This is a genomic window from Streptomyces sp. NPDC026589 (genome assembly GCF_040638385.1).
Taxonomy (GTDB): Bacteria; Actinomycetota; Actinomycetes; order Streptomycetales; family Streptomycetaceae; genus Streptomyces.
Genome location: NZ_JBEZYG010000005.1, coordinates 218690 through 244002, shown reverse-complemented (window position 1 = coordinate 244002; position 25313 = coordinate 218690). Strand labels below are relative to the sequence as shown.

General features: G+C 69.7%; 26 protein-coding genes and 3 pseudogenes. 19 read left to right on the top strand and 10 right to left on the bottom strand.

All coding sequences use genetic code 11. The annotated features are described in order from the left end of the window. Position 1: 1 nt before the first annotated feature. The 5 genes from AB0F29_RS11170 (at position 2) to AB0F29_RS11150 (ending at position 4066) form a co-directional block, all read left to right on the top strand. Positions 2 to 754 (top strand): alpha/beta fold hydrolase, encoded by a 753-nt coding sequence (locus AB0F29_RS11170; RefSeq protein WP_361870044.1) that lies wholly within the window; start codon positions 2 to 4, stop codon positions 752 to 754. A 3-nt stretch (positions 755 to 757) separates the two neighbouring features. Next, positions 758 to 1432, top strand: a complete 675-nt coding sequence (locus AB0F29_RS11165; RefSeq protein WP_361870043.1) for a 4'-phosphopantetheinyl transferase superfamily protein — start codon at positions 758 to 760, stop codon at positions 1430 to 1432. 63 nt (positions 1433 to 1495) lie between these two features. Next, on the top strand, positions 1496 to 2485 hold the full coding sequence (locus AB0F29_RS11160; RefSeq protein WP_361870041.1) for an ABC transporter ATP-binding protein: 990 nt from the start codon (positions 1496 to 1498) through the stop codon (positions 2483 to 2485). After that, a complete protein-coding gene (locus AB0F29_RS11155) occupies positions 2478 to 3275 on the top strand; it encodes an ABC transporter permease (protein ID WP_361870038.1) in 798 nt (265 codons plus the stop codon). The genes AB0F29_RS11160 and AB0F29_RS11155 overlap by 8 nt, the downstream gene beginning before the upstream one ends. 50 nt (positions 3276 to 3325) lie before the next feature. After that, positions 3326 to 4066 carry a methyltransferase gene (locus AB0F29_RS11150; RefSeq protein ID WP_361870036.1) on the top strand — a complete coding sequence of 247 codons (741 nt, stop codon included), beginning with the start codon at positions 3326 to 3328 and terminating at the stop codon, positions 4064 to 4066. Between the two features lie 607 nt (positions 4067 to 4673). Here the strand turns inward: AB0F29_RS11150 and AB0F29_RS11145 are convergent. After that, positions 4674 to 5441: a transposase gene (locus AB0F29_RS11145; RefSeq protein ID WP_361870034.1), complete on the bottom strand. Its 768-nt coding sequence runs from the start codon at positions 5439 to 5441 to the stop codon at positions 4674 to 4676. A 74-nt stretch (positions 5442 to 5515) separates the two neighbouring features. Here AB0F29_RS11145 and AB0F29_RS11140 point away from each other — a divergent pair, with 74 nt between their 5' ends. After that, positions 5516 to 5899, top strand: a complete 384-nt coding sequence (locus tag AB0F29_RS11140; RefSeq protein ID WP_265598838.1) for a hypothetical protein — start codon at positions 5516 to 5518, stop codon at positions 5897 to 5899. 39 nt (positions 5900 to 5938) lie between these two features. On the opposite strand, the gene AB0F29_RS11135 is transcribed toward AB0F29_RS11140, so the two are convergent. Continuing rightward, positions 5939 to 6595 carry a response regulator transcription factor gene (locus AB0F29_RS11135; RefSeq protein WP_361870031.1) on the bottom strand — a complete coding sequence of 219 codons (657 nt, stop codon included), beginning with the start codon at positions 6593 to 6595 and terminating at the stop codon, positions 5939 to 5941. After that, a complete protein-coding gene (locus tag AB0F29_RS11130) occupies positions 6592 to 7782 on the bottom strand; it encodes a sensor histidine kinase (RefSeq protein ID WP_361870029.1) in 1191 nt (396 codons plus the stop codon). The genes AB0F29_RS11135 and AB0F29_RS11130 overlap by 4 nt, the downstream gene beginning before the upstream one ends. A 62-nt stretch (positions 7783 to 7844) precedes the next feature. On the opposite strand from AB0F29_RS11130, the gene AB0F29_RS11125 reads away from it, so the two are divergent. The 4 genes and pseudogenes from AB0F29_RS11125 to AB0F29_RS11110 form a co-directional block, all read left to right on the top strand. After that, complete coding sequence (locus AB0F29_RS11125; protein ID WP_361870026.1) at positions 7845 to 8642, top strand: ABC transporter ATP-binding protein; 798 nt, start codon at positions 7845 to 7847, stop codon at positions 8640 to 8642. 68 nt (positions 8643 to 8710) lie between these two features. Next, a complete protein-coding gene (locus AB0F29_RS11120) occupies positions 8711 to 9433 on the top strand; it encodes an ABC transporter permease (protein WP_361870023.1) in 723 nt (240 codons plus the stop codon). A 98-nt stretch (positions 9434 to 9531) separates the two neighbouring features. After that, positions 9532 to 9876: pseudogene (locus AB0F29_RS11115) on the top strand (transposase); the annotation flags it as partial. A 129-nt stretch (positions 9877 to 10005) separates the two neighbouring features. After that, positions 10006 to 10089, top strand: a pseudogene (locus tag AB0F29_RS11110) (IS5/IS1182 family transposase); the annotation flags it as partial. 25 nt (positions 10090 to 10114) lie between these two features. On the opposite strand, the pseudogene AB0F29_RS11105 reads toward AB0F29_RS11110, so the two are convergent. Continuing rightward, positions 10115 to 10558 (bottom strand): annotated as a pseudogene (locus AB0F29_RS11105) (transposase family protein); the annotation flags it as partial. Positions 10559 to 10581: 23 nt separating this feature from the next. Further along, positions 10582 to 10746: a hypothetical protein gene (locus tag AB0F29_RS11100; protein WP_361870021.1), complete on the bottom strand. Its 165-nt coding sequence runs from the start codon at positions 10744 to 10746 to the stop codon at positions 10582 to 10584. A gap of 475 nt (positions 10747 to 11221) precedes the next feature. Here AB0F29_RS11100 and AB0F29_RS11095 point away from each other — a divergent pair, with 475 nt between their 5' ends. Continuing rightward, positions 11222 to 13123: a serine hydrolase gene (locus AB0F29_RS11095; RefSeq protein WP_361870018.1), complete on the top strand. Its 1902-nt coding sequence runs from the start codon at positions 11222 to 11224 to the stop codon at positions 13121 to 13123. A gap of 2 nt (positions 13124 to 13125) precedes the next feature. Here AB0F29_RS11095 and AB0F29_RS11090 read toward each other — a convergent pair whose 3' ends face one another. Further along, positions 13126 to 13356, bottom strand: coding sequence for a hypothetical protein (locus AB0F29_RS11090; RefSeq protein WP_361870015.1), 231 nt, complete (start codon positions 13354 to 13356; stop codon positions 13126 to 13128). A gap of 118 nt (positions 13357 to 13474) precedes the next feature. Continuing rightward, complete coding sequence (locus AB0F29_RS11085) at positions 13475 to 13609, bottom strand: hypothetical protein (RefSeq protein WP_361870013.1); 135 nt, start codon at positions 13607 to 13609, stop codon at positions 13475 to 13477. 125 nt (positions 13610 to 13734) lie between these two features. Between AB0F29_RS11085 and AB0F29_RS11080 the strand changes: the two genes are divergently transcribed. The 4 genes from AB0F29_RS11080 to AB0F29_RS11065 all read left to right on the top strand — a co-directional run bounded on the left by AB0F29_RS11080 (position 13735) and on the right by AB0F29_RS11065 (position 16483). Further along, positions 13735 to 14016, top strand: a complete 282-nt coding sequence (locus AB0F29_RS11080) for a hypothetical protein (RefSeq protein WP_361870010.1) — start codon at positions 13735 to 13737, stop codon at positions 14014 to 14016. Beyond that, complete coding sequence (locus AB0F29_RS11075; RefSeq protein ID WP_361870007.1) at positions 14013 to 15083, top strand: right-handed parallel beta-helix repeat-containing protein; 1071 nt, start codon at positions 14013 to 14015, stop codon at positions 15081 to 15083. Before AB0F29_RS11080 ends, AB0F29_RS11075 begins: the two co-directional genes overlap by 4 nt. Next, positions 15080 to 16231 (top strand): SGNH/GDSL hydrolase family protein, encoded by a 1152-nt coding sequence (locus AB0F29_RS11070; RefSeq protein WP_361870005.1) that lies wholly within the window; start codon positions 15080 to 15082, stop codon positions 16229 to 16231. Before AB0F29_RS11075 ends, AB0F29_RS11070 begins: the two co-directional genes overlap by 4 nt. Positions 16232 to 16300: 69 nt before the next feature. Beyond that, positions 16301 to 16483, top strand: coding sequence for a hypothetical protein (locus AB0F29_RS11065; protein WP_361870003.1), 183 nt, complete (start codon positions 16301 to 16303; stop codon positions 16481 to 16483). A 54-nt stretch (positions 16484 to 16537) separates the two neighbouring features. Here AB0F29_RS11065 and AB0F29_RS11060 read toward each other — a convergent pair whose 3' ends face one another. Together AB0F29_RS11060 and AB0F29_RS11055 are read right to left on the bottom strand one after the other, a co-directional pair. Continuing rightward, entirely contained in the window at positions 16538 to 18751 is a 2214-nt protein-coding gene (locus AB0F29_RS11060; RefSeq protein ID WP_361870001.1) for a serine/threonine-protein kinase, read from the bottom strand. A 32-nt stretch (positions 18752 to 18783) separates the two neighbouring features. Beyond that, positions 18784 to 19686, bottom strand: coding sequence for an oxygenase MpaB family protein (locus tag AB0F29_RS11055; protein ID WP_361869999.1), 903 nt, complete (start codon positions 19684 to 19686; stop codon positions 18784 to 18786). 277 nt (positions 19687 to 19963) lie between these two features. Between AB0F29_RS11055 and AB0F29_RS11050 the strand changes: the two genes are divergently transcribed. The 4 genes from AB0F29_RS11050 to AB0F29_RS11035 all read left to right on the top strand — a co-directional run bounded on the left by AB0F29_RS11050 (position 19964) and on the right by AB0F29_RS11035 (position 24397). After that, the gene (locus AB0F29_RS11050) at positions 19964 to 20794 is read left to right on the top strand and encodes a hypothetical protein (RefSeq protein WP_361869997.1); all 831 of its coding nucleotides are present in this window, start codon (positions 19964 to 19966) and stop codon (positions 20792 to 20794) included. Positions 20795 to 20909: 115 nt separating this feature from the next. Then, positions 20910 to 21440 carry a carboxymuconolactone decarboxylase family protein gene (locus AB0F29_RS11045; protein ID WP_361869995.1) on the top strand — a complete coding sequence of 177 codons (531 nt, stop codon included), beginning with the start codon at positions 20910 to 20912 and terminating at the stop codon, positions 21438 to 21440. An 81-nt stretch (positions 21441 to 21521) separates the two neighbouring features. Further along, positions 21522 to 22796 carry an MFS transporter gene (locus AB0F29_RS11040; protein WP_361869993.1) on the top strand — a complete coding sequence of 425 codons (1275 nt, stop codon included), beginning with the start codon at positions 21522 to 21524 and terminating at the stop codon, positions 22794 to 22796. 167 nt (positions 22797 to 22963) lie between these two features. Next, positions 22964 to 24397, top strand: coding sequence for an MFS transporter (locus AB0F29_RS11035; protein WP_361869990.1), 1434 nt, complete (start codon positions 22964 to 22966; stop codon positions 24395 to 24397). Positions 24398 to 24474: 77 nt separating this feature from the next. On the opposite strand, the gene AB0F29_RS11030 is transcribed toward AB0F29_RS11035, so the two are convergent. Next, positions 24475 to 25230, bottom strand: coding sequence for an alpha/beta hydrolase (locus tag AB0F29_RS11030; RefSeq protein ID WP_361869988.1), 756 nt, complete (start codon positions 25228 to 25230; stop codon positions 24475 to 24477). Between the last annotated feature and the right edge of the window lie 83 nt (positions 25231 to 25313).

Here is a 25313-nt window from a genome sequence, read left to right as displayed (position 1 = left end):
GATGGAAAAGATTCCGATGCTGTGCTTCCCGCACGCCGGCGCCGGCAAGCTCTACTACAGCAAGTGGCGCACCGAGTTCACCGACGCCATCGATTGGAATGTTGTCCAGTATCCGCTCCGGGAGCAGCGGATGCGCATCCCCATGCCTCCCACAGTTGCGGAACTGGCCGAAAACATATTTGCAGAATTTGCAGATATATTCCGCCGGACGTATGTGATCTGGGGACACAGCATGGGCAGTGTCATCGGTTACGAGGTCGCTCGGCTGTGTCAGGACCGACTGGACAATCCACCGTTGGTGTTCTTCAGCTCCGGCGCCTCAGCGCCGTCCAGGGCACGTTTTGCGCACGTGGCGGACCTCGATACGAGCGAAGGTTTCCGCGATGTTCTCCACCGTTACGGCGGGGTATCCAAGGAACACCTGCGGGACCCGGACTTCATGACGTACTTCGCACCGATCATCGAAGCCGATCTGCGATTGCTGGGAGGGTATCAGGATATGACCTTCGACAAGCTGCGCTGTCCGGTAGTGCTCATGATGGGCCGCAGCGATACAGCGACCACCGATATGTGGCAGCGCTACACGGATCACCCGCTGGAAGTCAAGGAGTTCGATGGTGGGCACTTCTTCCTTGATGAACACCGGAGTGCGATGGCGTCACTGATGGAATCCCAGGTCGAGTCTCTGCCGCCGGGCAGCAAGGGGACGGCGGAGCGCGGGCGTGAAACCGCGGTCCTGCCAGAGATCCGGTGACGGGTGCCGGACGTCCTTGCATTTGATATCGGCGGTCTGCGGGACCGGGACCTCGAATGGTTCGAGACGGCGGTCTCGGCAGAGCGACGCGTTCGCGCGGCGAAGTACCTGTTCCTCGATGACCGCAAACGATGCCTGGCCGCCGGCGTGTTGCTGCGGTATGCGGTGAGCAAGCAGCACGGGGTGCCGGTGCGCGAACTCGACGAAGCGAAGGGCGCGTACGGGAAGCCGTTCCTCCCCGACCACCTGGACGTTCATTTCAACCTGTCACATGCGGACAGATGGGTGGTGTGCGCAACAAGCCTGAATCCCGTCGGGGTCGATATCGAGCGTGTGGATGAGCGTCCGATGGGAATCGCCCGCAGGTTCACACCCTCCGAGTACGCCTACGTCTGGAATGGGTCAGAGGAGGAGCGACCACGCCGCTTCACTCGGATCTGGACGCTGAAAGAGGCTTGCATAAAGTACGTCAGCTTGGGTCTGCATATGCGCTTGGACTCGTTCAATGTGTCCGTGGATGACATGCATCCGCAGGGTCTCGATCGTTCCGGGAAAGAGCCTCCGTTTCTGACGCAGGCGGTCCACGGCGACGACTTCTACGTCGCGAAATGTTGTGAAAATGACACCGCACTGGCGATCCGGACGGTACCGCTTGAAGAGCTTCATTCGGTCTGCTGACGGCGTTCGAAGGCTCCCACTCGATGTGGAAGTGTCATCGAGCTACACGTGCAAAATGAGAACGTGAGGATCACGATGAGTGATGTAGTACTCGAAGTCGGGGGCGTCACGAAACGGTTCGGCGATGTCGTCGCGAACGACAACGTGGGGCTTCGCGTCCGGGCCGGCGAAGTGGTCGGATTGCTCGGACACAACGGAGCCGGGAAGTCCACCCTGGTCTCGCAGATCGTCGGACTGCTCAAACCCGACAGCGGATCGATCCGGGTGGCGGGAGTGGATGCCGTCGCCAACCCGAAGACGGCGCGCCGCGCAGTGGCGCTCCAGCCCCAGAGTCAGGCACCGCTCGATGGTATAACTCCCGCTACGGCGATCGAGCTTGTCGCTCGGCTACGCGGCCTTTCCCGAGCCGAAGCCAAATCAGCGACGCTGGCGCTGGCCACCGAGCTGGATATCAATGAATGGCTTGGCCGGCGGGCCATGCCCAATGGCGGGGGTATATCCAGTGGCATCCGGCGGTTGACGGCATTCGCCATGGCAGCTGTCGGACCGGTTCCGCTGTACGTCCTCGATGAGCCGACCAACGATGTTGACGCCGGTCGACGGCGACGCTTGTGGGACACGGTTCGCCGACTCGCGGACCAAGGGGCCGGAGTGCTGCTGGTCACCCACAACGTGGTCGAAGCAGAACGCGTGGTGGACGAACTCGTCGTGCTGAACCACGGGAAGGTCGCCGCTGCCGGCTCGCCGAGTCAACTGCGCGGGTCGAGCGACGCATTCCTGCGGCTTGAGTTGTCGTTGCCCCCGGACGGCTCAGACCCTTCCGAGTCCGGGGAAGGCGTTCCGATTCCCATCACTCGTCGAGTACGCGCCGGTCGGCGAGTATTGCTCACCCACGATGCTACCGACGCCGAAGCCGCGGTTGCATGGGCCACCACACTTCGCGCGCATCGGCGCATCGAGGGATATGCCTTGTCCCCCGTCACTCTCGAGGACGCATATCTGGCCATCACCAACGAACCCGGAGCCGTCGTGGAGGAGCCCGTCCATGTCTGAGCAGACAGCCGCCGCATCCGGTGAGCGAGTAGCTGTTGAGATCCCGGCGCCCATCAGCTTCGGAGCGATCAATCGGACCATCCTGCGTTGGACGTTGAGTGGGACCGGGGCGATGCTTCCGCTGTTCGTCGTAGCGCAGGCAGTCCTCGCCGCCGCCATCATCATCGGCTTGGGTCTCCTTATCCCGAACCTCGACTCCGCCGCCGCGAAGTACCTGTCCTCGGGTGCGCCAACGGTGCTGATCATGGCTATCGGGTTGGTCATGGTTCCCCAGGGGACATCGCAGTCGCGCATGAATGGGGCTTTCATGTACCAGCGCGCGCTTCCGGTGCCTCGCAGCTTACTCATGTTGAACGACCTGATCGTATGGCTGGTCATGGCGCTGCCTGGCGTTGCTGTCGCCGTGATCGTGTCGCTGATGCGGTATGACTTCACCTTTTCGTTCAACTGGCCCCTGCTGGTGGGGGCATCGGTTCTGGTTGCGTTGATGGCGATTTCCATCGGTTACGCGATGGGCGTGATGCTGCGCCCGATACCGGCCCAACTTCTCTCCCAGGTGCTGGTGTTCTTCGTGCTGCTGTTCTCGCCGGTCATATCTCCGGAGAGCCGGTTCCCCTCGTGGCTCCAGTCGGTCCATGAGGTACTCCCGATCCAATCGGCCGCCGACATGATCCGCGCGGGTCTGTTGTCGGACACCTTCAGCACGGGGTGGCAGGACGCGTTCATCGTGGCCGCGTGGTGTGGGCTGGGGCTTCTGATCAGCATGCGTGCCCTCGTCCGAAGGGGCTGACGTTCGGTTGTCAACGTTGGACCGGTGACGGAATACAGAAGGAGATTGCAGTGGAGAAGACACTCGCCGAGGAGATCGGCGCTTGGTTGCTGTCGGAGATGGACTCGCGGCCGAAGAAGCGGTCCACGACGTACCTGCTCGGAAAGCACTGGGAGGTACTGCCCGACGTGTGGCCGCCGGATCCGGTGACCCGGCTGTTCACCACGTGGTTGCCGTTCACCGCGGGCAGTCGATTCCTTGAGGTGGGCTGTGGTGCGGGCATGACCTGTGTCGTTGCCGCACAACACGGCTGTGCGTCGGTGGTGGGCCTGGACATCAACCCTCGCGCGGCGGAGAACACCCTCCTCAACGCCCAGAGGCACGGCGTGTCCGACCTCGTGACGGCGTACACCAGTGACGTGTTCGACGCTCTCGACAGCGGTGCGAAGTTCGACATGATCTTCTCGAACCCACCGCAGATCAAGATGTCGAACGGGCGGGAGCACAGCATGGGGGCCGAAGCTGCGGCGCTGGACCCGGGATTTATGATGCACCGCCGGTTCTTCCGGCACGTGGGAGAGTTCCTGGCCCAGGACGGCAGGATCTACATGGGTGCGAACGAGGCAGTGGGCGACGCACCCGAGCTGGAGCGCATCGCCGCCGAGGCTGGATTCGTGGGCCGGAAACTGCGTACCGAGCCGGTCCAGATCCCGGCTGCTCTCATCGGCTTGACTCCCGCGGTCAAGGCGGCCGCCGATGAGCACGGAATCCTGAGCCTGGACGTCAGCATGTTCGAGTTCAGACGCCCCTGACCGCGCTTGACGTCTTGAAGGTCATCAGTGGACCTGGGGAGAGGCTGTCCGATTCCGCAGGGCGCCGCGACGCAGAACACCCCTGATGAAACAGTGTTCACCCTTGTCGGGCCGGCATCACCGGCCCGACAAGTTCCACGCCGGCACACCATACGAACGCTCCGACCTTCGCGACGAGGGCCGGCTCTGCCTGGCGACCTGGCTGGACCGGCCACCCTCAAGATCGTCGGCTGCTCGACGGCCGATCACCGCCGGGCGAGCCTGGTCGTCGACCGAGGGGCGGGCAGAAGGCAACGGCCGCATCGCGCGCTCCGACCGGTCCAGAAGGAGGAGATCGGCATACGCCGCCGGCCTGACCGGGCCACCGCCCGCGCCGAGATTTTCGCCTGCGTCGAGAACCTCTACAGCCGAAAGCGGCTGCGAGAACACCCGACTGGGGCTACCTGACCCCACTGGAGATCAGACAGCGACAGCAACAATCCCTTACCGTCACCCTATTGAGCGATGACACGACAGGCATAGCGCCACAACCCGCACTACTAAGGGCTGTCCCGTAAGTGATCTTTACTCGGGATGATTGCGGTTGATCGTGGTGATAACTGTCCGTCTATCCTGCGAGGTTGATGTTATGTAGGCGGGCGATGCCGAGCATGGCGTGGTGGACGCCGTCACCCTTCAGGCGGCAGTCCCGCAGGATCGTCCACGTCTTCATCCGTGCGAAGGTGTGCTCGACGCGGGCGCGAACCTCTTTGTGCGAGCGGTTGTGCTCCTGCTTCCACTCGGGCAGGCTCTCGCCGGCCTGGCGTCTGTGCGGCATCACGAGCCCGGTGCCCGGATAGCCGCCGTCGGCCATTGTCGTGGTCTTGCCAACGGCGGACTGGGCCCCGGATTCCTCCCACGCCTTGCAGTCGTTGCGGTTGCCCGGCAGCGGTCGGCCAACCACAACGACGAGCCGCGTGTCGGCGTCGATAACGACCTGGTGGTTGGTGGAGTACCGGTAGTTCTTGGACTTTTCCGCGATCGTGTGGTCCCGGGTGGGCACCAGGGAGCCGTCCACGATGAGCACGGAGTCCTTCGCGAAGCGCCGCCGAGGCTGGAGCGCCAGCAGTGGTCCCAGATGGTCGATGACCCGGTCAGCGGCCGACTTCGAGACCCCGAACAGCGGGCCCAGCTGGCGCAACGTCAAGTTCGTTCGCCAGTAGGCCACGACGAGCAGCACCCGATCCTCCAGCGAAAGCCGCCAGGGCCGACCCCGGAGCGGCGCGTCGGCTCCCTCGCGGCGCAGTGCGGTCACCAACTTGCCGAATGCGCGTGGCGTCAGCCCGGTGAATGGAGCTATCCAGGACGACTGCGACGACGTGATCACACCAACCATGCGGTAAATCATCTCAGTTGCCGACACGCCCCCCAACGGCTGATCCTGAGCACCGGACAAACTAGGAGGACATGATGGGGCTCGTACTCTTCCCCGGAGACGACGATGTGACCAGCCCGGACATCTCCTGGTCCTACACCGGCTTCAACATGTTCAGGGAGTGGCTGGCCCAGGCCGAGGGGTTCACCCTCTCCGAGATGCACGGCTTCGACGGAGACCGCTCGTGGAGCAGCGTCTCCACTACGCTGGCACCACTACTCGACCATCCAGATGACGATGGTCCGGACCTCACGCCCGCTCAATGCGCGGCCATGCTGCCCCGGCTGGAAGCCATCATCGATGAGCGGCAACACGATGGCAGCGACACCGTTCTCGAACGACGCATCGATGACACCCGCCAGCTGGTCACCGTCATGAAGTTCTGCTTGGACAAAGACGTTGAGATCATCTTCGGCTGACCACCGGGCTGTAAGCGCCCGCAACTTACGGGACAGCCCTTAGCCAAGTATTCCTTCGCGAATAGCTCGTAGTACGGCGTTGGTGCGGTCACGGGCTCCGAGCTTCAGCAGAATGGAGGAGATGTAGTTCTTCACCGTGCCCTCGGCCAAGCGCACCAGTTCGGCGATCTGGCTGTTGGAGTAGCCTTCGGCCACTAACCGCAATACCTCGAGCTCACGGTCTGTGAGGTCTTCGACGACGACCCCGGCGGCGCCGCTGGGCTGTGCTCCGGACCGGATGAACCGCACGAGCCGATCGGTAAGGGAGGGGCCGATGAACGTACCGCCGGAGGCCAGCAACTCAACGGCATGGGCAAGCTGGACGACCGTGACGTCCTTGAGGAGATATCCCTTGGCCCCGGCGCGCATGGCGTCGAGAACCAGGGCGTCGTCGTCGAAGGTGGTCAGCACCAGAACAGGAATCTCGATCCCCTGCTCGTACTGCTTCTTGAGAAACCAGAGCCCATCATAGACCGGCATCTGGAGGTCGAGCAGGACGACATCGGGGCTGTGGGCAGCGCATGCCTGAAGTGCCTCGGCACCGTCGGATGCCTCACCGATCACTTCGATGCCGGCAAGCTCAAGCAGGGTGCGGATACCCTGGCGGACCAGGGTCTGGTCATCGACCACCAGTACGCGCGGAGCGGAGTCTGTCACTTCTGCAGTCGCCGATCATGTGTCGTCGGCAGCCGGGCCTCCACGGTGAACTGTGGTGTGGTGCGGACGGTCAGGTGTCCGCCGAGCGGCTTCAAGCGCTCTTTCAGCCCGGTGAGGCCGTTTCCCATGGTGATGTTACGTGGCGTAGCGCCGTCATTGATGCCGCTCAGGGTCAGCGTGCCGTCCTCCCATTTCACCGTGAGTGCCAGTTCAGCGGCCCCGGCATGCTTGATGGTATTGGTGATGATCTCTTGGGCCACGCGTATCAGAACTGCTGTTTTCTCTTCGTCGGCATCCACCTCGGCGTCAACCTCTACGTGTATCTCCAGGCTGGGCACGGCGCGGGCCAGCCGTTCCAAGTCCTGCTGCAGGTCAGCCTGGCTGGGCACCCGCAGCTCCCCGACTGTGCTGCGCACATCGGCGAGCACGTCCTTGGCCATACTCCCGGCACGCCGGAGATGTTCCAGCACGGCAGGGCCTTCGCCGTGCTGGGCGGCCTCCTTCTCCAGGCGGTGCTGAGCAGCCGCCAGCTCCAGGCTGAGCACAGTGAGCTGATGGCCGAGTGAATCGTGGAGCTCCCGGGAGATGCGCAGCCGTTCGGAGGCGGCGGCGGATTCTTCCAGCAGCACTCCTGCCGCTTCCAGTTCCAGATTCTTCTGCTCCATTTCGGCCCGGAGCAGGGCTTCTCGCGACATCGCGTAGGCGGTGGAGACTACGGCCAGATGAACGATGAGATAGAAGACCGCAGACGCGATTGTTTTGATGAGATCCGCGCCGGCGGACCAAGCGTACGCAGAGGTCGCCAGGCAGTTCAGCAGCACCACACAGAGCACCCACCCCATCGGTACCAGGTAGGTGCCCATGGCGGCAATCACGATCAGCAGCGTCACGACCATGCTGCCGCTGGACGACACGGTCATCAGCAGCACCCAGGAGGTGAGCACAGCACACCCGTAGAACAGCAGCCGGCCGGTGCGGCCGGGCAGTGGGCTGACCGACAGGTTCGTGGCGGCGAACCACACCGCCAGAATGGCGGACCATGCCCAGGCCGGCATCGCGAGTTCATCCATGGCCAGGGTGAGCACGCCAATGACCAGACTGAGCCCCACAATCACATGCCGAGCGAAGTCGTCGGCGCGGCGTCCGTCCTTGTGGCCGACGGCCACGGTGACCGGGGTGTGGATCATAGCGATCGAGCCTACCTGAGCCCGGGGACGGCCCGCAGGTGCCGAAAGTCATGGTCGAGGTCATGACTGTCGGCACCTGCCTGCGGCAGCTCAGGCGCAGAAGACTGATCAGTATGAGCGGCGAAACCAGGCCTCTGGCCATCGATGCCCAGCATCTGGTCAAGCGGTACAAGAACAAGACAGCAGTCGACGACATCAGCCTGCAGGTGCCTGTAGGGGAGACCTTCGGTGTGCTGGGAACCAACGGGGCCGGAAAGACCACGACCGTCGAGATGATTGCCGGGCTGCGCCGGCCCACGAAGGGCAGCGTGCGGATCCTGGGCATGGATCCCTTCAGCAACGCGGCCGAGGTGCGTCAGGTGCTCGGCGTCCAGCTTCAGGAGGCCAACCTGCATGATGCCCTGACCGCTCGTGAGCTGGTGGATCTCTACCGCAGCTTCTACCCCAACCCCCTGGACGCCGACCAGGCCCTCGCCATGGTGGAGCTGCAGGACAAGGCCAAGACCAGGTTCAGCAGGCTCTCCGGGGGACAGAAGCAGCGGCTCTCCATCGCCCTGGCGCTGATCGGTCAGCCTCAAGTAGTCATCCTCGACGAGCTCACCACCGGGCTGGACCCCAAGGCGCGACGCCGGGTGTGGGCGACCATCGAGTCGCTGAAGGATCAGACGGTGATCCTGATCAGCCACGCCATGGACGAGGTGGAACGGCTCTGTGACCGGGTGTTGATCATCGATGCCGGACGCGTCATCGCTCGGGGCACCCCGGCGGAACTCAAAGCACAGGCTTCGGCGGCCACCTTGGAAGACGCTTTCGTGCAGCTGACCGGCAAGGCGCTTCTGGACGAGGAGGAAGACTACTGATGACCACTACCACCACGACGACACCTCCTGTCCGCGCTCGTCGGCCAGGGCTCCGAGCGGGACTGCGGATGATCCAGGCCGAGGCGAGGATGGTCACCCGGGACCCCGCGAACGTCATCATTCCACTAGCTGTTCCTGTACTGCTCCTGGTGATGAACGGCCTCTCGCTGGAAAACCCCGATGAAGAGCTCCGGGCCGGTGTCACCGTTATGGACTATCACGCGGTGCCAGTGGTCCTGGCCCTGGTTGTGACCATGATCGCGGTGATGAACTTCCCCGGCTACCTGGCCACCTACCGCAAGACCAAAGTACTCCGCCGACTGGCGGTCACGCCGGCGTCTCCTGCGATGGTGCTGGTGGCTCAGATCGTGGTCAGTTTCCTCCAGATGCTCTTCGGTATCGCCATCGCCCTCGGTATCGCGCTCCAGTTCTTCGACACCGCCCTGCCCGACGATGTGCTGGTGGCTGTGTTGGTCCTGCTCGCCCTGTGTCTGACGATGTACTCCGTGGGCATGATCGTGGCATCAGTGGCTCCGACACCCAACGCGGCGGTCGCCATGGGCCTGATCGGCTTTTTCGGTATGGCCGCACTCGGCGGCATGTTCGGCCCCATGGAGAACCTGCCCGAGCGGCTGGCCGAAGTCGGCTCCTGGCTCCCCTTCGGTGCTGCCGTCGAGGCCTTCCAGTCCACATGGGTGGGCGAAACCGTGGCCTGGGAGAACTGGGCCAGCCTCGGAGTCACCACGGTGCTCGGCCTCGCTGTGGCTTCCGCACTCTTCCGCTGGGAATGATCACGGAGACTTCGCTGATCGAACGCCACCGACCACGGGCCCGGCCTACTGCTCGAGCTGGTCTCGCCTGGTGTGATCGTCGCTTTGCTGTGGGAGGCATTGAAGTGGTGAAACGGCTGGTGCCGGACGAGTTGTGGGAATTATTCATACGAGTGGTGCCGTCGGCGCCGACGCGGCCGCAGGGCGGAGGCCGGCGGCGGTACGGCGACCGGGAGGTACTCGCCGCGATCATCTTCGTGGCCACCACCGGGTGCGCCTGGCGGCAGCTGCCACCGGTGTTCGGGCCGTCCGGACCGACCGCGCACCGCCGTTTCACCGAGTGGTCCAGGGCCCGGGTGTGGGCCGAGCTGCACCGCCTGATCCGGGACGACCTCGGTGCCCACCGCGAGCTGGACTGGTCGCGGTGCGCGATCGAATCGGTGAACATGCGGGCGCTGAAAGGCGGGAGCTGACAGACCCGAAATCCCCACTTCCCAGCCTCGGCCTTTCCTGACGGCTCGCCAGCACCGCTGGCGGGCCGTTTCGGGTTGCTGGTGCGCACAAAACGACAAAGAGCCATATATAGCGCGAAGTACGTGGACTGCGGCGGAATTCCCCGGCGCTACCTGCCCCACGACTTCCCGCCCCACCAAACCGTCTACGGCCACTTCGCCCGCCGTCAATGACGGAGCCTTTCCAGCCTCACGCCGAGGCGTGTTGAAGGACGAGGGCGGTTGGGACGATCGCGGCGATGCGGTTGGTGCTGCGACGGAGCTTTCGTAGGAGGCACCAGCCCTTCAGGGTGGCCATGGCCTGCTCGCCGAGGCAGCGGATCTTGGTGTGCGTGCTGTTGTGGCGGCGCGCTGTGACCGCTTGAGCCGGCGGCCGCGGAGAGGGTACTCGGATGGAGTCACCGGCACCTTGATACGCCTTGTCGGCCCCGCATGTGAGGCCGGCGCCGGTCAGCTCGTCGACGATGCCGTGGGTGCGGGCGGCGGTCGGAGCGTGGGTCGAACCGCGCAGGGCGGGTGAGGCCCGCAGCAGCCGCCCGAAGGGATCGGTGAGGACCTGGACGTTCATGCCGTGACGTTGGTGTTTGCCCGCGTGGTACGGGGTGTCGGCGGCGATCCGGTCGATGAGCAGCAGGGACCGGGCTGAGGTCCCGCCGGTCACACCGTGCTCCGACGGGGGTGGTCCAGGGCCGGGCCGAAGGTGAGCACGCGGTGCACGTCGACCGATCCGGTCAGTGCCCGGCAGGCCCGCATGGCGGCGGCCTGCTGGTTCCAGGTCAGGGCCATCCTGGCTGCCAGGGCGTCCCGCGTCGGCTCGCACACGCGCCCTCACCGTCGGCACCAACCGTCCGGCTCGACCGCCCTGCACGCGGGCACGGCGCGACGGGGCTCCAGTAACTGACCGGTGACCTCCAGGCGGAAACCGTCCAGGCAGGAGAAGGCAGTAGCGTCAGGCACGTCGAGGTCTTCCGGGTGGGTGGGGCGAGATTCCCGCCATCGGGAGACCCTGCCCCTCACCCAGCGGGTGACGCGCCGGCAACCTCTCCACCCCGGCTGCTGAGAGCCGCATCGCCGCGACCTGAAATGCCGCCGCACGACGGCCGGGGAAAGAGCTTCCCTGACGCAGGGTCAGATTCTTTGCGACCCTGACCCCGCCCGGAAACCCGGAGCTGACAGTAATCTCTCCGTCGGCAGGAACTTTCACTGCTCGACCAGACTTCGAAAGTTACTTTCGCGCGGCTCCGGACGTACGGGCGCGGCCCGGTGACCGGACGCCGGGCGCGGGGAGGAGTTGCGGATGACCGGGGACACGCGGGACCACGGGCGGACGGCGGGCGGCCGGGGCACGCACGGCGAGGGCGCCTCCGCCGGGAGCGGCATCCCCCGGCGGAGACTCGGCGGCGGGATACTGGCGGTGGGCGGCGCACTCGCGCTGACGCCGCTCCCGCCGGCGGGAGCGGCCCCGCGCGGCGGGCCGGGCGCGGGAGCGGCGCAGGGAGCGGGCGGCACGGGAGCGGGCATGGGATCAGGGGCACACCGGCCCACACTGCGGTACGGAAGCGCGGCGCGCGCCGGACTGCTCCAGGGACCGCTGGACCAGCTCGTCAGGGATGCCGAGGCGTACCTCGCCGACTCCCCCGCCCACCCCTGGTACGCGGGCGCGGTCCTGCTCGCCGGGCGGGGCGGGACGGTGGCGCTGCACCGGCCGATCGGGAAGGCGGTGCGCTATGCCGCGTACGACGAGAAGACCGACACCGGGGTGGAGTTCCCGGCGGACCAGCAGATCGCGATGGCCGAGGACACCGTCTTCGACCTGGCCTCGATCTCCAAGCTGTTCACCTCGCTCCTGGCGGTCCAGCAGATCGAACGCGGGGCGCTGGAGCTGGAGGCCACGGTCGCCTCGTACCTTCCGGACTTCGCGGGCGGCGGCAAGCAGGACATCACCGTCCGCCAACTACTCACCCACACCTCGGGGTTCCGGTCCTGGATCCCGCTGTACGAGGAGCCGACCCGGGAGGGGAAGCTCCGGATGCTGTGGGAGGAGGTCCCGGCGAGCACCCCGGGCAGCGCGTATCTCTACTCCGACCTCAACCTGATCTCGCTGCAACTGATCCTGGAGAAGATCACGGGCCGCCCGCTGGACGCCCTGCTCCGTGACGAGATCACCGCCCCGCTGGGGATGCGCCGCACCCGCTTCAATCCGCCCGCCTCCTGGAAGCCGAAGATCGCGGCGACCGAGGACGCCCGGCCCCCGTGGTCCGGGCTCGACCGCGGGCTGGTCTGGGGCGAGGTGCACGACGAGAACGCCTACAGTCTGGACGGGGTGGCGGGCCACGCCGGGGTGTTCTCCTGCGCCTGGGATCTCGCGATCCTCGCCCGGACCCTCCTCAACGGCGGGGTGTACGGCCGCTCCCGCGTCCTGTCCGCGGACTCCGTCGACCTGCTGTTCACCGACTTCAACACCCCGTTCCCGGGCGACGAGCACGGCCTCGGTTTCGAGCTCTACCAGCACTGGTACATGGGCGCGATGGCGACCCCGCGCAGTGCGGGGCACACCGGATTCACCGGGACCAGCCTGGTGCTCGACCCGTCGACCGACACCTTCCTCATCGTGCTGGGCAACTCCGTTCACCCGGTGCGGAGTTGGCGCTCGGGCAGTGCGCCCCGGGTGGCGGCCGCCAACCAGCTGGCGCGGGCCGTTCCGGTCCGGCCCGAACGGGGGCGCACCGCCTGGTTCTCCGGGATGGCGAGCGCGTCCACCGCCACCCTCACCCTGCCCGCCCTGCGTCTGGCCTCCACACGGGCCCGCCTGGAGTGCGCCCTGTGGTGGGACACCGAACCGGCCGCCGACCATCTCTTCCTGGAGGCGTCGGCGGGTGGCCAGGACTGGCAGCCGGTGCCGTTCGCCACCGTACGTCCGGGACCGGGTCGCCGGCCGGATCCGCAGCCGCATCCGGCCGGCTCGGTCACCGGCTGGTCGGGGCGCGTCTGGCACCGTCTTGAGGCGGACCTGACGCCCTGGCGCGGCCGGGACGTACGCCTGCGGTGGCGTTACGCCACCGACCAGCGGTACGTGGGACGCGGCGCTTACGTGGACGGGCTGCGGGTCCGCGACGGCCTCCGCACGGTCTTCGACGCGGAACGGCCCCGGGACGCCGGCCGGATCGAGGCGACCGGCTGGGTGCCATCGGCGGACTGAGCTCACGCCCGAACGGGGAGGGGCGTCGGCAGCCGGCGCCCCTCGCACCGCCGCGGCGGCCGCGCCCTCACGTCACCGCGTCCGCCTGCGCGCCCGCCCGCGCGGGCGAGGACGCGGGCGGGGGTGGGGACGCGGGCGCGGGCGGCGTTGCGGCCCAGTTCCTGCTCACCGCCGCCGGAGCCCCGTACGTCGTGGCGGCGGGCCGGGTACTCCTGGACGTAACGGATCCGCACACAGGAAGGTCGGGTAGATCATGGGGACCCCTCTCGCCGGGGCGGTGGCGTCGCCGCCCGTTCCGGAAGCCACCCCGTCGGGCCGGCCGACGCTGCTGCGCCGACTGGAGTTCGTCGCCTACCCGGCCGCCGCCGGGGCCGCGTTCACGCTGCTGGCGCTGGGCGTGGTGACCTGGCTGCCGGCACTCGCCGCGATGGGCCGCGCGCTCCAGCGGCGGCGGGTGGACGGGGACAGCCGCTGCTTCACCGACACGCAGGCCCCCTTCGGCGGTTGCTGGCGCGCTGTGGCTCCACGGTCTGCCGTCCACGGCCGTCGCGGGCGTCCTGGCCGCCAACACCGTATCCCTGCTGAACCGTTCGGAGGCGTGGACGTTCCCGTTGCTGGCCGCGCAGGTGGGTGTCGCGGCGGCGTTCGTGATCCACCATGTGGCGCTCGCGGCCGTGGCGGGCCGGGACCCGGACGGTGGCATCCGGTCCTGGTCGGCCGGGGCGCCGGCGCTCGACTTCGGGCCCCCGGCCCGGGGCACCGCCCTGCTCGGCGCGGTGATCTCCGCCGTCCTGCTCTCCCTCGTCGTACCGCTGGGGCCACTGCTGCTCGGCCCGAGCGTTCCGGTCCTGCTCGCCCTGTCCTTCGCCGATCCCAGGAGGCACACCTCATGACCCGACTTCCGCGCACCGCGCTCGTCGCCGGCCTCGCCCCGCTCGTCGTGACCACTCCGTCGGCCGCCGCCGAGGCGGCGAGCGCGTACTACGTGTCGCCGTCCGGGAGCGACGCGAACTCCGGTACGTCGGCGGGCGCCCCGCTGGCCACGGTCCAGAAGGCGGTCGATCCGGCCCCGTCGGGCGCGGTGGTGAACCTGGCCCCGGGCGCCTACCGGCAGGACGTGGTGACCGCGCGGGCCGGGGTCACCATCACCGGTCCGTCGAACGCCTCGGTGAAGGGCGCGGGCGACGCCCGGATCATCCAGGTCCGGCATGACAGCACGACGCTCAGCGGCTTCACCGTGGACGGACTGCACGGGTCGGCCTCGGACGTCTCGGGCTACCGGCCCAAACTCGTCTATGTCATGAGCACAACTCCCGGGAACGGGGTCGGCGGCCTGCGCGTCACCGGCATGGCCCTCAAGAACGCGGCCGACGAGTGCCTGCGGCTGCGCCACCTCGTCGCGGGCGCCGAGGTGGACGACAACACCATCAGGGACTGCGGGGTCGCCGACTTCGTGTTCGACGGGGGCGGGAAGAACGGCGAGGGGATCTACCTCGGTACGGCCCCCGAGCAGCAGGGCTCCAACGGGGCTCCGGACACGGCGCCCGACGTCAGCCGGAACAACCGCATCCACCACAACACCATCGTCACGCGGGGCAACGAGTGCGTGGACGTGAAGGAGAACGCGACGAACAACTACGGAGAGCACAACGACTGCAGCGGCCAGCGCGACCCCAGCTCCGGCGGGCTCGACGCCCGGGGCAGCGGCAACATCTTCCGCTGCAACACCGTCCACGACAACGTGGGCGCGGGCGTCCGGCTCGGCGGTGACACCGCGACGGACGGCACCGCGACCTCCGTCTACGGCAACACCATCACCGGCAACGCGGGCGGCGGCATCAAGTTCATGCGCACCCCGCAGGGCCCCGTCTGCTCCAACACCATGAGCGGCAACACCGGCGGCGACGCCGTGGGCACGTACGGCAGCTCCTGCGACCCGACCGGTGTGGGCCCGCAGTGAGCGGCCGAGGGCCCGCGAGACGCGGGGTTCTTTACGCGGCGGCGGCAGCCGGGGCCGCCGCGGTCGCCGCCACGGCGACGGACGCGCGCGCGGCGGGGACGACCGGCCCCGCGCGTTCCCGCTGGACGACGTCCTGGGCCACCGCCCAGACCGCGCCGACCGCCGCCGACCCGGTGGCGTACGCCGGGCTGACCGACGGGGACTGCACGGCCGTGCTGCGGCTGTCGGCCGGAGGCGCGGTCCGGCTGCGGTACGCGAACATCTTCGGGACCGCGCCGGTGCTGGTCGGCCCGGTGACCGCGGACGGCCGCCCGGTGACCTTCGCCGGGCGGAGCCAGGAGTGGCTGGCGGCGGGCGCCAGTCTGACCAGTGACCCCGTCGCGGGGCTGCGGGTAGCGGACGGGGCGCGGCTGGAGGTGCGGACGCGGGTCCCCGGCCCGACCGGTCCGCTCTCCTTCCACCGCAACACCCATGCCTGGCACACCGTCAACGGGGTACGCACCAAGTCGGTCCTCCTGCTGACCGGGGTGGAGACCACCGGGGCGCGCGGCCCGGTCCTCGCGGTGTTCGGCGACTCCATCGCGGAGGGTGTCGGCACGCCCGACGACGCCGATCTGCGGTGGCCCGACCAGTTGGCGCGGCGGCTGCCCGGTACGGCCGTCGCCAACCTCGGCATCAGCGGCAACCGGCTGCTGCTCGACGACGTCCGCTTCGGGCCCGGCGGCCAGGCCCGCTTCGACCGTGACGTACTCGGGCTGCCGGGACTGCGGACGGTGCTCGTCCACCTGGGTGTCAACGACCTCCAGCAGCCGCCGGGCCAGAGCGGTCCGGACCAGGTCCTGGCCGGCTACCGGCAGGTGGCGCTGCGCGCCCGGGGCGCCGGGCTGCGGGTGGTGGGCGCCACCATCACCCCGTTCGAGGGGTGGACCCGCTGGTCGCCCGAGCTGGACGCGGTCCGCGGGCACATCAACCGGGCCGTGCGCACCGGTCGGATCTTCGACGGCGTGGCCGACTTCGACGCCGCGCTGCGCGACCCGGACCGCCCGTCCCGGATGCTCCCCGCCCACGACAGCGGCGACGGTCTGCATCCTGGCCCTTCCGGTCACGCGGCGCTCGCCGCCGCCGTCGACCGCCGACACCTTCTGTGAGCCGACGTGAGCCGAGACCTCCCGCCGGCCGACGCCTTTCGTGACCCGACACCTTCCGTGAGAGGCGGCATGGCGAACCCAGGCACCGCCCGGCGCACCGTCCTGACCGGTGCGGCCGCCCTGGGCGCGGCGGCGACGCTGCCCCTGGCTCTCGCCGGCCCCGCCCACGCGGCGTCCGGCACGGCACGGACCGGGACGGAGGACGCCGCGGCGCTGCGCACCCGCTGGCGGTTGAGGCCGGGGCCCCGCTGACGCCGGGCGGCGTCAGTCGCCGGCGTCCCGGACGATCTTGGGCGGGCGTGCGGGTCAGGTGCGGTGCGGTCCGGCGGCCTCCGCCGACCGTCCGAGCCGCTCCAGGCAGTGCGCCTCGTCGTCGCGGGCCGCCAGCGTCTGGGGATGGTCGGGGCCCAGCACCCGGGCGCGCGCCTCGGCTACCTCCCGATACGCCGTCAGCGCCTCGCTCCACCGGCCGAGCCAGCCGAGCCCCGCGGCGACCTCCCGGCGGCTGATCACGGTGTCCGGGTGATCGGGTCCGAGGGTGCGTTCCCGGAGCGCGCAGACCTCGCGCGCCTCGGCGAGCGCCTCCTCCCAGCGGCCCGTCCGCCCCAGGTTGACCCCGAGGCCGTGGCGGGCGCGCAGCGTCTCGGGGTCGGCGGCGCCCGCGGTCCGCGTGCGGTCGGCGACCAGGGAGCGGTACAGCTCCAGGGCCTCCGCGTCACGGCCGAGCCGGCCGAGGCTGATGCCGGCCTCGTAGCGGGCGGCGAAAGTGTCGGGGTGATCGGGCCCCAGGGTGCTCGCGCGGGCCCTGGCGACGTCCTGGAAGGTGTCCAGCGCCTCGGCCCAGCGGCCCAGCCTGCCCAGCGTGTACGCCACTTCGTAGCGGGTGGTGAGGGTGTCGGGGTGCGTCGGGCCGAGCAGCCGGGCGCGGGCGTCGGCGACCTCCCGGGCCAGCTGCCAGGACTCCTCGGGCCGCCCCAGCCTGCTGAGGTTGAACGCCATGTTGTGGCGGCAGCGCAGGGTGTCGGGGTGGTCGGGGCCCATGACGCGTTCGCGGACGGCGAGGACCTCTCCGTACACCTGGTGGGCCTCGGCGTGCCGGCCGAGCCGGCCCAGGGCGTGGGCGGTCGCCTGGCGGGCGGCGAGCGTCTGCGGGTGGTCGGCGCCCAGGGCGCGTTCGCGGCCCTCGGCGACCCGGGCGAACTCGCGCAGCCCCTCCTCGGCCCGGCCCGTGCGGCTGAGGGTGAGGCCGAGTTCGTATCGGCTGGCGAGGGTGTCGGGGTGGTCGGGGCCGAGGACGCGGCCACGCTGGGCGGCGACCTCCCGGTGCACCTCGCCCGCCTCCTCCCAGCGGCCCAGGCGGCCGAGGTCGACCCCCGCGCCGTGACGGCCGTCGAGCGTGGCGAGGGGATCGGGAACGGGGGGCCCGGCCGGCCCGGGGACGGCGGGGCCGGAGTGCGGGGCGGTGGCGGAGTGCGGGGTGCCGGTGGTCCACCGGCCCGTCAGCCCGGCGGCCGGGTCGGATTGTTGGACGCCGGGGCCCGTCGCCCCGGTCGCCCGGTGTCCGGCGGTCATGGAGCGGGTCCAGGCGGGCAGAGCCCTCGTGCGCGGGGCCGGCGGCCGCCCGGCGCCGGACAGGGCGAGGGGTCCCGGTCCGAGCGCGGGCTGTTCCCCGGTCCGGCCGAGGACGATGCGGCGGCGCAGGTCGCCCGCGTCGACGGGCCGTTCCTCGGGGGCCTTGGCGAGCAGGTCGAGGACGACGCGGTCGAGGAAGCCCGGCAGGTCGGCACGGTGGGTGCGCAGCGGTTCCGGCGGGGTGTCGCGGTGTCCGACGAGCACGGCCCAGGCGTCGTCCTGGTCGAACGGCGGTACGCCGGTGGCGATTTCGTACAGGACGCAGCCCAGTGAGTAGAGGTCGCTGCGGTGGTCGACCTCCTTGCCGCTGATCTGCTCGGGCGACATGTAGTGCGGGGTGCCCATGGCGAGGCCGGTGGTGGTGAGGCGGGACGTCATGCCGATGTCGTGGCCGAGGCGCGCTATGCCGAAGTCGCAGATCTTCACCGTGCCGTCGGTCAGCCGCATGATGTTGGCGGGCTTGAGGTCGCGGTGGACGATGCCCTGCCGGTGGGTGTAGCCCAGGGCGTCGGCGACCTGCTCCGCGATGTCGACGACATGGTCGACGGGCAGCGGGTGCTGCTGGTTCTCCTCCAGCAGCTGGCTCAGGTTGTGCCCGTCGAGCAACTCCATGACGAGGTAGAGCACGCCCTCGTGCTCGCCGAAGTCGTGCACGACGGTGACGCCCCGGTGCTGGAGGGACGCGGCCACCCGGGCCTCGCGCCGGAAGCGTTCGCGCAGGATACGGGTGAACGCCCGGTCGTGCTGGGGACCCATGGGTTTGAGGCATTTGACGGCGACCTGCCGGCCCAGCGACTCGTCGCGGGCGCGCCACACCTCGCCCATGCCGCCGCGCCCGATCAGTTCGAGCAGTCGGTACCGGCTCTGGATCAGCCTGGTGTCCGCCATCTGCCGCTTCCCGCCCCCGTTGTTCCCTGCCGCTAGCGCTGTGCCCTCCCCGGCCCGTCCAGTATGGCGGCCGGTCCGCGGAGTCTGTACGCGGCGGGGCGGCTGTCGGGCCCCAGCCGTGCCATCGCCCCGAGAATATGACCGGGCGGCAGCTGCCAGCGCACCCGGTCCGGGATCGCCCGCAGGACGGCGCCGGTGGCACGGAGCCGCCGGTCGACGGTGGCCGGCGGCGGGGCGGGCCGGCCGTACAGCTCGTGGGCGTACGGGGGCAGGGACTGGTAGGCCAGCGCCGCCACCCGCCGCCACACCACGGCGCGCGCCGGAACGAGCCAGGGGCGCGCGGGCGGGCTACGGAGGAAGTCGTCGACGTCGGCGGCCTCGGCTCCGGCGGCGAGTTCGGGGCGTACGCGGTCGAAGTAGGCGGCGAGCGCGGCGGTGGTGGCGGGCACCCGGTCCGGGTCGAGGCCGACGAGGCGGGCGCCGGTGCGGTGTTCGTCGATGTACCGGTCGGCCTGGGCGTCGGTGAGGGGGTAGCCGGAGCGGCGCTGGACCTGGAGGTAGGAGTCGGCCTCGGCGCAGTGCACCCAGAGCAGCAGTTCCGGTTCGTCGACGCCGTACGTCTCCCCGGTGTCCGGGTCGGTGGCCTCGATCACGCGGTGGATCCGGCGGACCCGGGCGCCCGCCTGTTCGGCGGCGTCGGTGGTGCCGTAGGTGATGGTGCCGACGAAGGACGCCGTACGCATGAGCCGGCCCCAGGCGTCCCGGCGGAAGTCGGAGTTCTGGGTGACTCCGCGCACGGCGCGCGGGTGGAGTGCCTGGAGGTAGAGGGCGCGGATGCCCGCGATCCACATCATCGGGTCGCCGTGCAGCTGCCAGGTGACCGACCGGGGCCCGAAGAGGCCGGGGTCGGGTCGCGGCGGGGAGACGTCGTTCATCCGCGGTACCTCCGGCTCGGCGGTGCACGGGGACGGCGCCGGTCCGCGTACGGACCGGGACCGGGGCCGGGACCGATGGTACGTCGGGGAGGGGCGTTTCCGGCAGGGCGGGGCCGACGGTGACTCGGCCCCGTGCTCGGTGGCCGAGCGGTTCACGGTCCGTGCGGGGCCGTGTTCGGCGCGCCCCTTGGAATACCCCCGGGGGGTATGATGTTATGGCGGATGTCCCCAGGACGGAAAAGAAGACCCGAAGGCACATCACACACATGGAGTCACGATGAACAACCATTCCGGCCACGACATGACCGCCCACGGCGGCGCCCGTCCCGGTGGGCTGTCGGTCTCCGAGAACGGGTACACCCTCGAACTCGACTCGACGATCTTTCCGGCCGGGGTACGGACGGTCGCCTTCCGGGTGACCGGTCCCGACGGACGACCGGTGACCGAGTTCACGCCCGAGCACGAGAAGAAGCTGCACTTCATCGCCGTCCGGCGCGACACGACCGGCTTCCAGCACGTGCACCCGGTGATGGACGGGAAGGGCACCTGGAGCGTCGACCTGACGCTGGAGCCGGGAGACTGGAGGTTCTTCGCCGACATCCACCCGGTCGGCCACGGCGGAACCATGACGCTGGGCATCGACGCCTCGGTCGCCGGGCCGTACGGCCCACAGCCGATTCCCGGGGGCTCGCGCAGCGCCCGCGTCGGCGAGTACACCGTCACCCTCGACGGCGAGCTCCTGCCCGGCACGGCGAGCGACCTGACGCTCACCGTCAGCCGGAACGGGCGGCCGGTCACCGATCTGCAGCCCTATTTGGGGGCGTACGGGCACCTGGTGGCGCTGCGGGTCGGCGACCTGGGCTACCTCCACGTCCACCCGGACGGCGAGCCCGGTGACGGCGTCACCGAGCCGGGGCCCGGGATCACCTTCATGGCCGCGGCTCCGTCGGGCGGCGTCTACCGCCTCTACCTGGACTTCCAGCACGAGGACGCCGTCCGGACGGCCGAGTTCACGGTACGGACCACCGCGACCCGCCCCGGCCCGGACGCGGCGCCCCGGACGGCGTCCGAGCACTCGGGCCACCACGGCGGCCACCCACACCACTGACCGGCCGCGGGAACGCCACCGGTCGGCCGGGCCGCACACGACCCTGCCGAAGGGCGCTCGATCCGCCGAGCGCCCCGCCACCGTCCAGCACAGCCTCCTCGTCGGAAGGACCACCATGCCCCGCCTGACCCGACTCACACCCGATACAGCGGTCGGCGCCTCGCGCGACCTCCTCGCCGAGCTGGTCTCCCGGCACGGCGAGGTCGGGGACATGGTCTCCACGATGGCGCACTCCCCCGCCGTCCTGGGCGGCTATCTGCAGCTCAGCCGGGCCATGGGGCGAGCCAAGCTCGACCGCGGGATCAGCGAACGGATCTCGATCGCCGTCCAGACCCTCCAGGGCTGCCGGCTCTGTCTGGACGCCCATGTCGGCGCCGCTCGCAGGATGGGAGTGGACGAGGGCGAGATCGAGCGTGCCCGCGCGGGCACCTCGGACGACCCCGGGATCGCGGCGATCATCGCCCTCGCCCTCCAGGTCCACCGCGAGCCGACGTCGATCACCGACGCCCAGGTCATCGCGCTCCGCGAGCACGGCTACAGCGACCGCGCGATAGCCGATGTCGTCGGCGTCGTCGCACTCAACGTCCTCACCGGCGCCTTCAACCTGCTGGCCGGACTCACTCCGGAGAGCGGCGCCGATGCGTAGGGACATCCCCGCCTCCCCCCGCGGGGCGCGGCCTCCGGCGCGAGGCCGCGCCCCGCCGCACGGACCCGGAAGGAACACGCCATGCGCCTGTTCGCCAACCGCGACTACCGCCGCCTGTTCGGTGCGCAGATCATCGCCCTCTTCGGCACCGGGCTGGCCACCGTGGCCCTCGGGCTGCTCGCCTACGACCTCGCCGGCCCGAGCGCCGGCGCGGTCCTCGGCACCGCCCTGACCATCAAGATGGTCATGTACGTGGCCATCGCCCCGGTCGCCGCCGCGTACGTCGACCGCCTCCCCAGAAGAATCCTTCTGACCCTCCTCGACGCGGTGCGCGCCGTGGTGGTCCTGGCGCTGCCGTTCGTCACGGAGATCTGGCACATCTACCTCCTGGTCGGCCTGCTCCAGGCCGCTTCCGCGGCGTTCACCCCGACGTTCCAGGCGGTCATCCCCGACATCGTCACCGAGGAGTCCGACTACGTACGCGCCCTGTCCGCCTCGCAGGTCGCCTCCACGATGGAGAGCCTCCTCTCCCCCGTCCTCGCAGCGGTCGCCCTGGCGTTCCTGAGCTTCGACCGGCTGTTCCTCGGCACCTCCGCCGGATTCCTCCTCTCCGGCCTGCTCGTACTGTCGACGCGCATCCCCGAGGCCCGTCCCAGCTCCCACACCCGCGCCTGGGACAGGGCGACGGCAGGGATCAGGACCTTCCTCGGGACACCGCGGCTGCGCGGCGTCATGGCACTCAATCTCGCGGTCGCGGCGGCGGGCTCGATCGTCGTCGTCAACACCGTCAACTACGTCCGTGACGAGCTCGGGGGCTCGCAGTCGGCCGTCGCGTGGATGCTCGCCGCCTCCGGCGGCGGGACCCTGCTGGCCGCGCTCGTCCTGCCGCGGGTACTCGACCGGGTCGCCGCCCGGGCGGTCATGGTGACCGGCGCGGGAGTCCTCGTCGGCGGCACGGCCGCCGCGGTGACGCTCACCGCGGCCGGACCGACCACCTGGACCGGTACGGCGATCGTCTGGGCCCTGATCGGCATCGGCATGGCGCTGGTCATCACCCCGACCGGCAAGGTCCTGCGCGCCTCGGTCGAACCGAACGCGATCCCCGGGGTCTTCGCCGCCCAGTTCTCCCTCTCGCACCTCGCCTGGCTGATCACCTACCCCATCGCCGGATGGCTCGGCACGAACACCGGCTTCGCCGCCGCCTGGTCCGTCCTCGCGGCGCTCGCCGCCGCGGGCGCGATCGGCGCCCTCCTCCTGTGGCCGCGCCACGACGGACGAGGAGCCGCGCCCGGGATCCTGACCCCCGTCCCGGCCGAACGCCCGTCGGACCGGTCCACCCTCTCCAAGGCCGCGTAGAACGCGCTGTCGGTCGCCGACGCCGCACGGGCCCGGACGGAGCCCGGTTACGGGGTCCCAGCCCCCGACGGCCGTATCCGATCGACCCCAACAGCAGGTCGCTATACCCCTAGGGGGTATATTGCTCACGCGAAGCGAGATACCCCCCTCCCGTATTGGAGAAAGCTATGTCAACCCCGTCCGCCCCTCCCAGTCCACGCCGCTGGACGGCACTCGTCCTCATAGCCCTGGCCCAGTTCACGGTCATCATGGACACGTCGATCATTGGGGTGGCCCTCCCCAAGATGCAGATGGACCTGGGCTTCTCCCCCGAGGGCCTCTCCTGGGTGTTCAACGCCTATGTCGTCGCCTTCGGCGGGCTCCTCCTGCTCGGCGGACGGCTCTCCGACCTGTTCGGCGCCAAGCGGATCTTCGTCGCCGGGTGGCTCGTGATGGCCGGGGGATCCCTGGTCGCCGGCCTCGCCTCCGAGATCTGGGTCGAACTGACCGGGCGCGCCCTGCAAGGCGTCGGCGCCGCGCTGATCGCCCCGTCCGCCCTGACCCTGCTGATGATGCTCTTCGGCTCCCGCCCCAAGGAACTGACCAAGGCGCTGGCGCTGTACGGCGCGGCGGCCCCGGCGGGCGGCACCGCCGGCGTCTTCCTCGGCGGTGTGATCACCGAGTACGCCAGCTGGCCCTGGGTGTTCTACATCAACATCCCGATCGCCCTGATCGTGCTGGCCCTCACCCCGGGGGTCATGCCCTCCTCCCCCGTCCGCCGCGGATCCGTCGACTTCGGCGGAGCGGCCACCGTCACCGTGGGACTGGCCACCGCCGTCTACGCCATCGTCCGCGCCCCGGAAACCGGCTGGGGCTCGGCCGAGACCTGGCTCGTCCTGCTGGCCGGCCTGGCGCTGATCGCCGCGTTCGTCGCCATCCAGTCGAAGCGCCGCGAGCCGCTGATGCGGCTGGGCATCTGGAAGGCCCCCAACCTCGCCGGCGCGAACATCGCGCAGCTGCTGATGGCCGCCGCGTGGATCCCCATGTGGTTCTTCCTCAACCTGTACCTCCAGCAGGTCCTGGGGCTCGGAGCGTTCGCCTCGGGCGCGGCCCTGCTGCCCATGACGGTCGCCATCATGATCATGATGATCGTCCTGGCACCCCGCCTGATGGCCCGTTTCGGAAGCAAGCCGCTGATCGTCACCGGCCTGCTGGCCCTCGCGGCAGGCATGCTGTGGCTGTCGTTCGCCCGGGCGGACGGCACCTTCTGGGTCGACGTCCTGCCCGCGTCCCTGCTGGCCGCGGCGGGCATGTCGCTGGCGTTCATTCCCTCCCTCGGCACCGCACTGTCCAGTGCGCGCCCCGAGGAGGGCGGCCTGGCCTCCGGCATCGTCAACACCAGCTACCAGGTCGGCTCCGCACTCGGACTGGCCGCGATGACCGCCGTGTCCGCGGCGTACGGCGCCCGTGAACTCGGCAACCCCGAAGCACTCACCAACGGGTTCTCCGCCGCCTTCATCGGAGCGGCGGCCCTCGCCGCCGTCGGCGCGGCCGCGTCACTGCTCACCCTGCGCGGGGCCCCCGCCCAGGACTCCGCCCCCGGCGAGAAGCAGCCCGTCTAGGCGGGCGACGCTCGAACCCGCAGGGGCCGGCCCGCAGGGGCCGGCCCCTGCGAGGCGGTCGGGTCCGGGCGGTCGGCTCAGGCGCGCAGGAACGTCTCGACGCTGGTCGCCAGGGCCAACGGAGTCTCGTACATCGGGTAATGACCGCTGTTCGGGATCTCCTCCAGTTCGGCGTTCGGATAATGGCTGAGCCACGTGGCGCGCATGGCGTCGGCCGTCAGGGCGAGATCGTGCTCGCCGACGACGACCTTGACCGGAACGGGGTTGCCGGTGATCCGCTCCGTGAGGTCGGCGGTGACCCAGTCCTTCACGTAACCGTCGAACGCCTCGCGGGTCGACCACTCCAGCGAGCGGTCGACCATCAGGTCGAGCCATACCCGGGGCGCGCGTTGACCGGTGACCAGGTCCACGATGGCCCGTCGCTTGTCACGGTCGTGCGCGGCACCGTAGAACAGTGCCTCCCCCTCGCGGTCCAGCGGATAGACGCCGGCGGGGACGGGCGCCAGGCCGACCAGCTTGCGCACCCTCCCCGGAGCCTGTGCCAGCACCTGCTGGGCCGCCTTGCCGCCCATGGAGTGGCCGATGAGGGAGAAGCTCTCCCAGCCGAGTTCACCGGCCAGGGCGAGGGCGTCGTCGGCGATCTCGGCGAGCGTGTACGCGCCGCCGACGGCTTTGCGATCGCCGTAGCCCCGGTAGTCGAGGAAGGCGTAGCCGAAGGTGTCGCCGTCCAGGTAGTCCAGGAAGGGGCCCCAGCCGGAGCTGGTCCCGAACCAGTCGTGGAGCACCAGCACCTTGTGGTCGCCGGAACCGGTCAGACGGTGCGGCATGCTCATACGGGGTTCCTCCCGGGTCGTGGACGATCGGGCGCGCGGGGCGAGGCGCGCACCGGATCCCTTCCCCCGGCCGGGACCGCGAA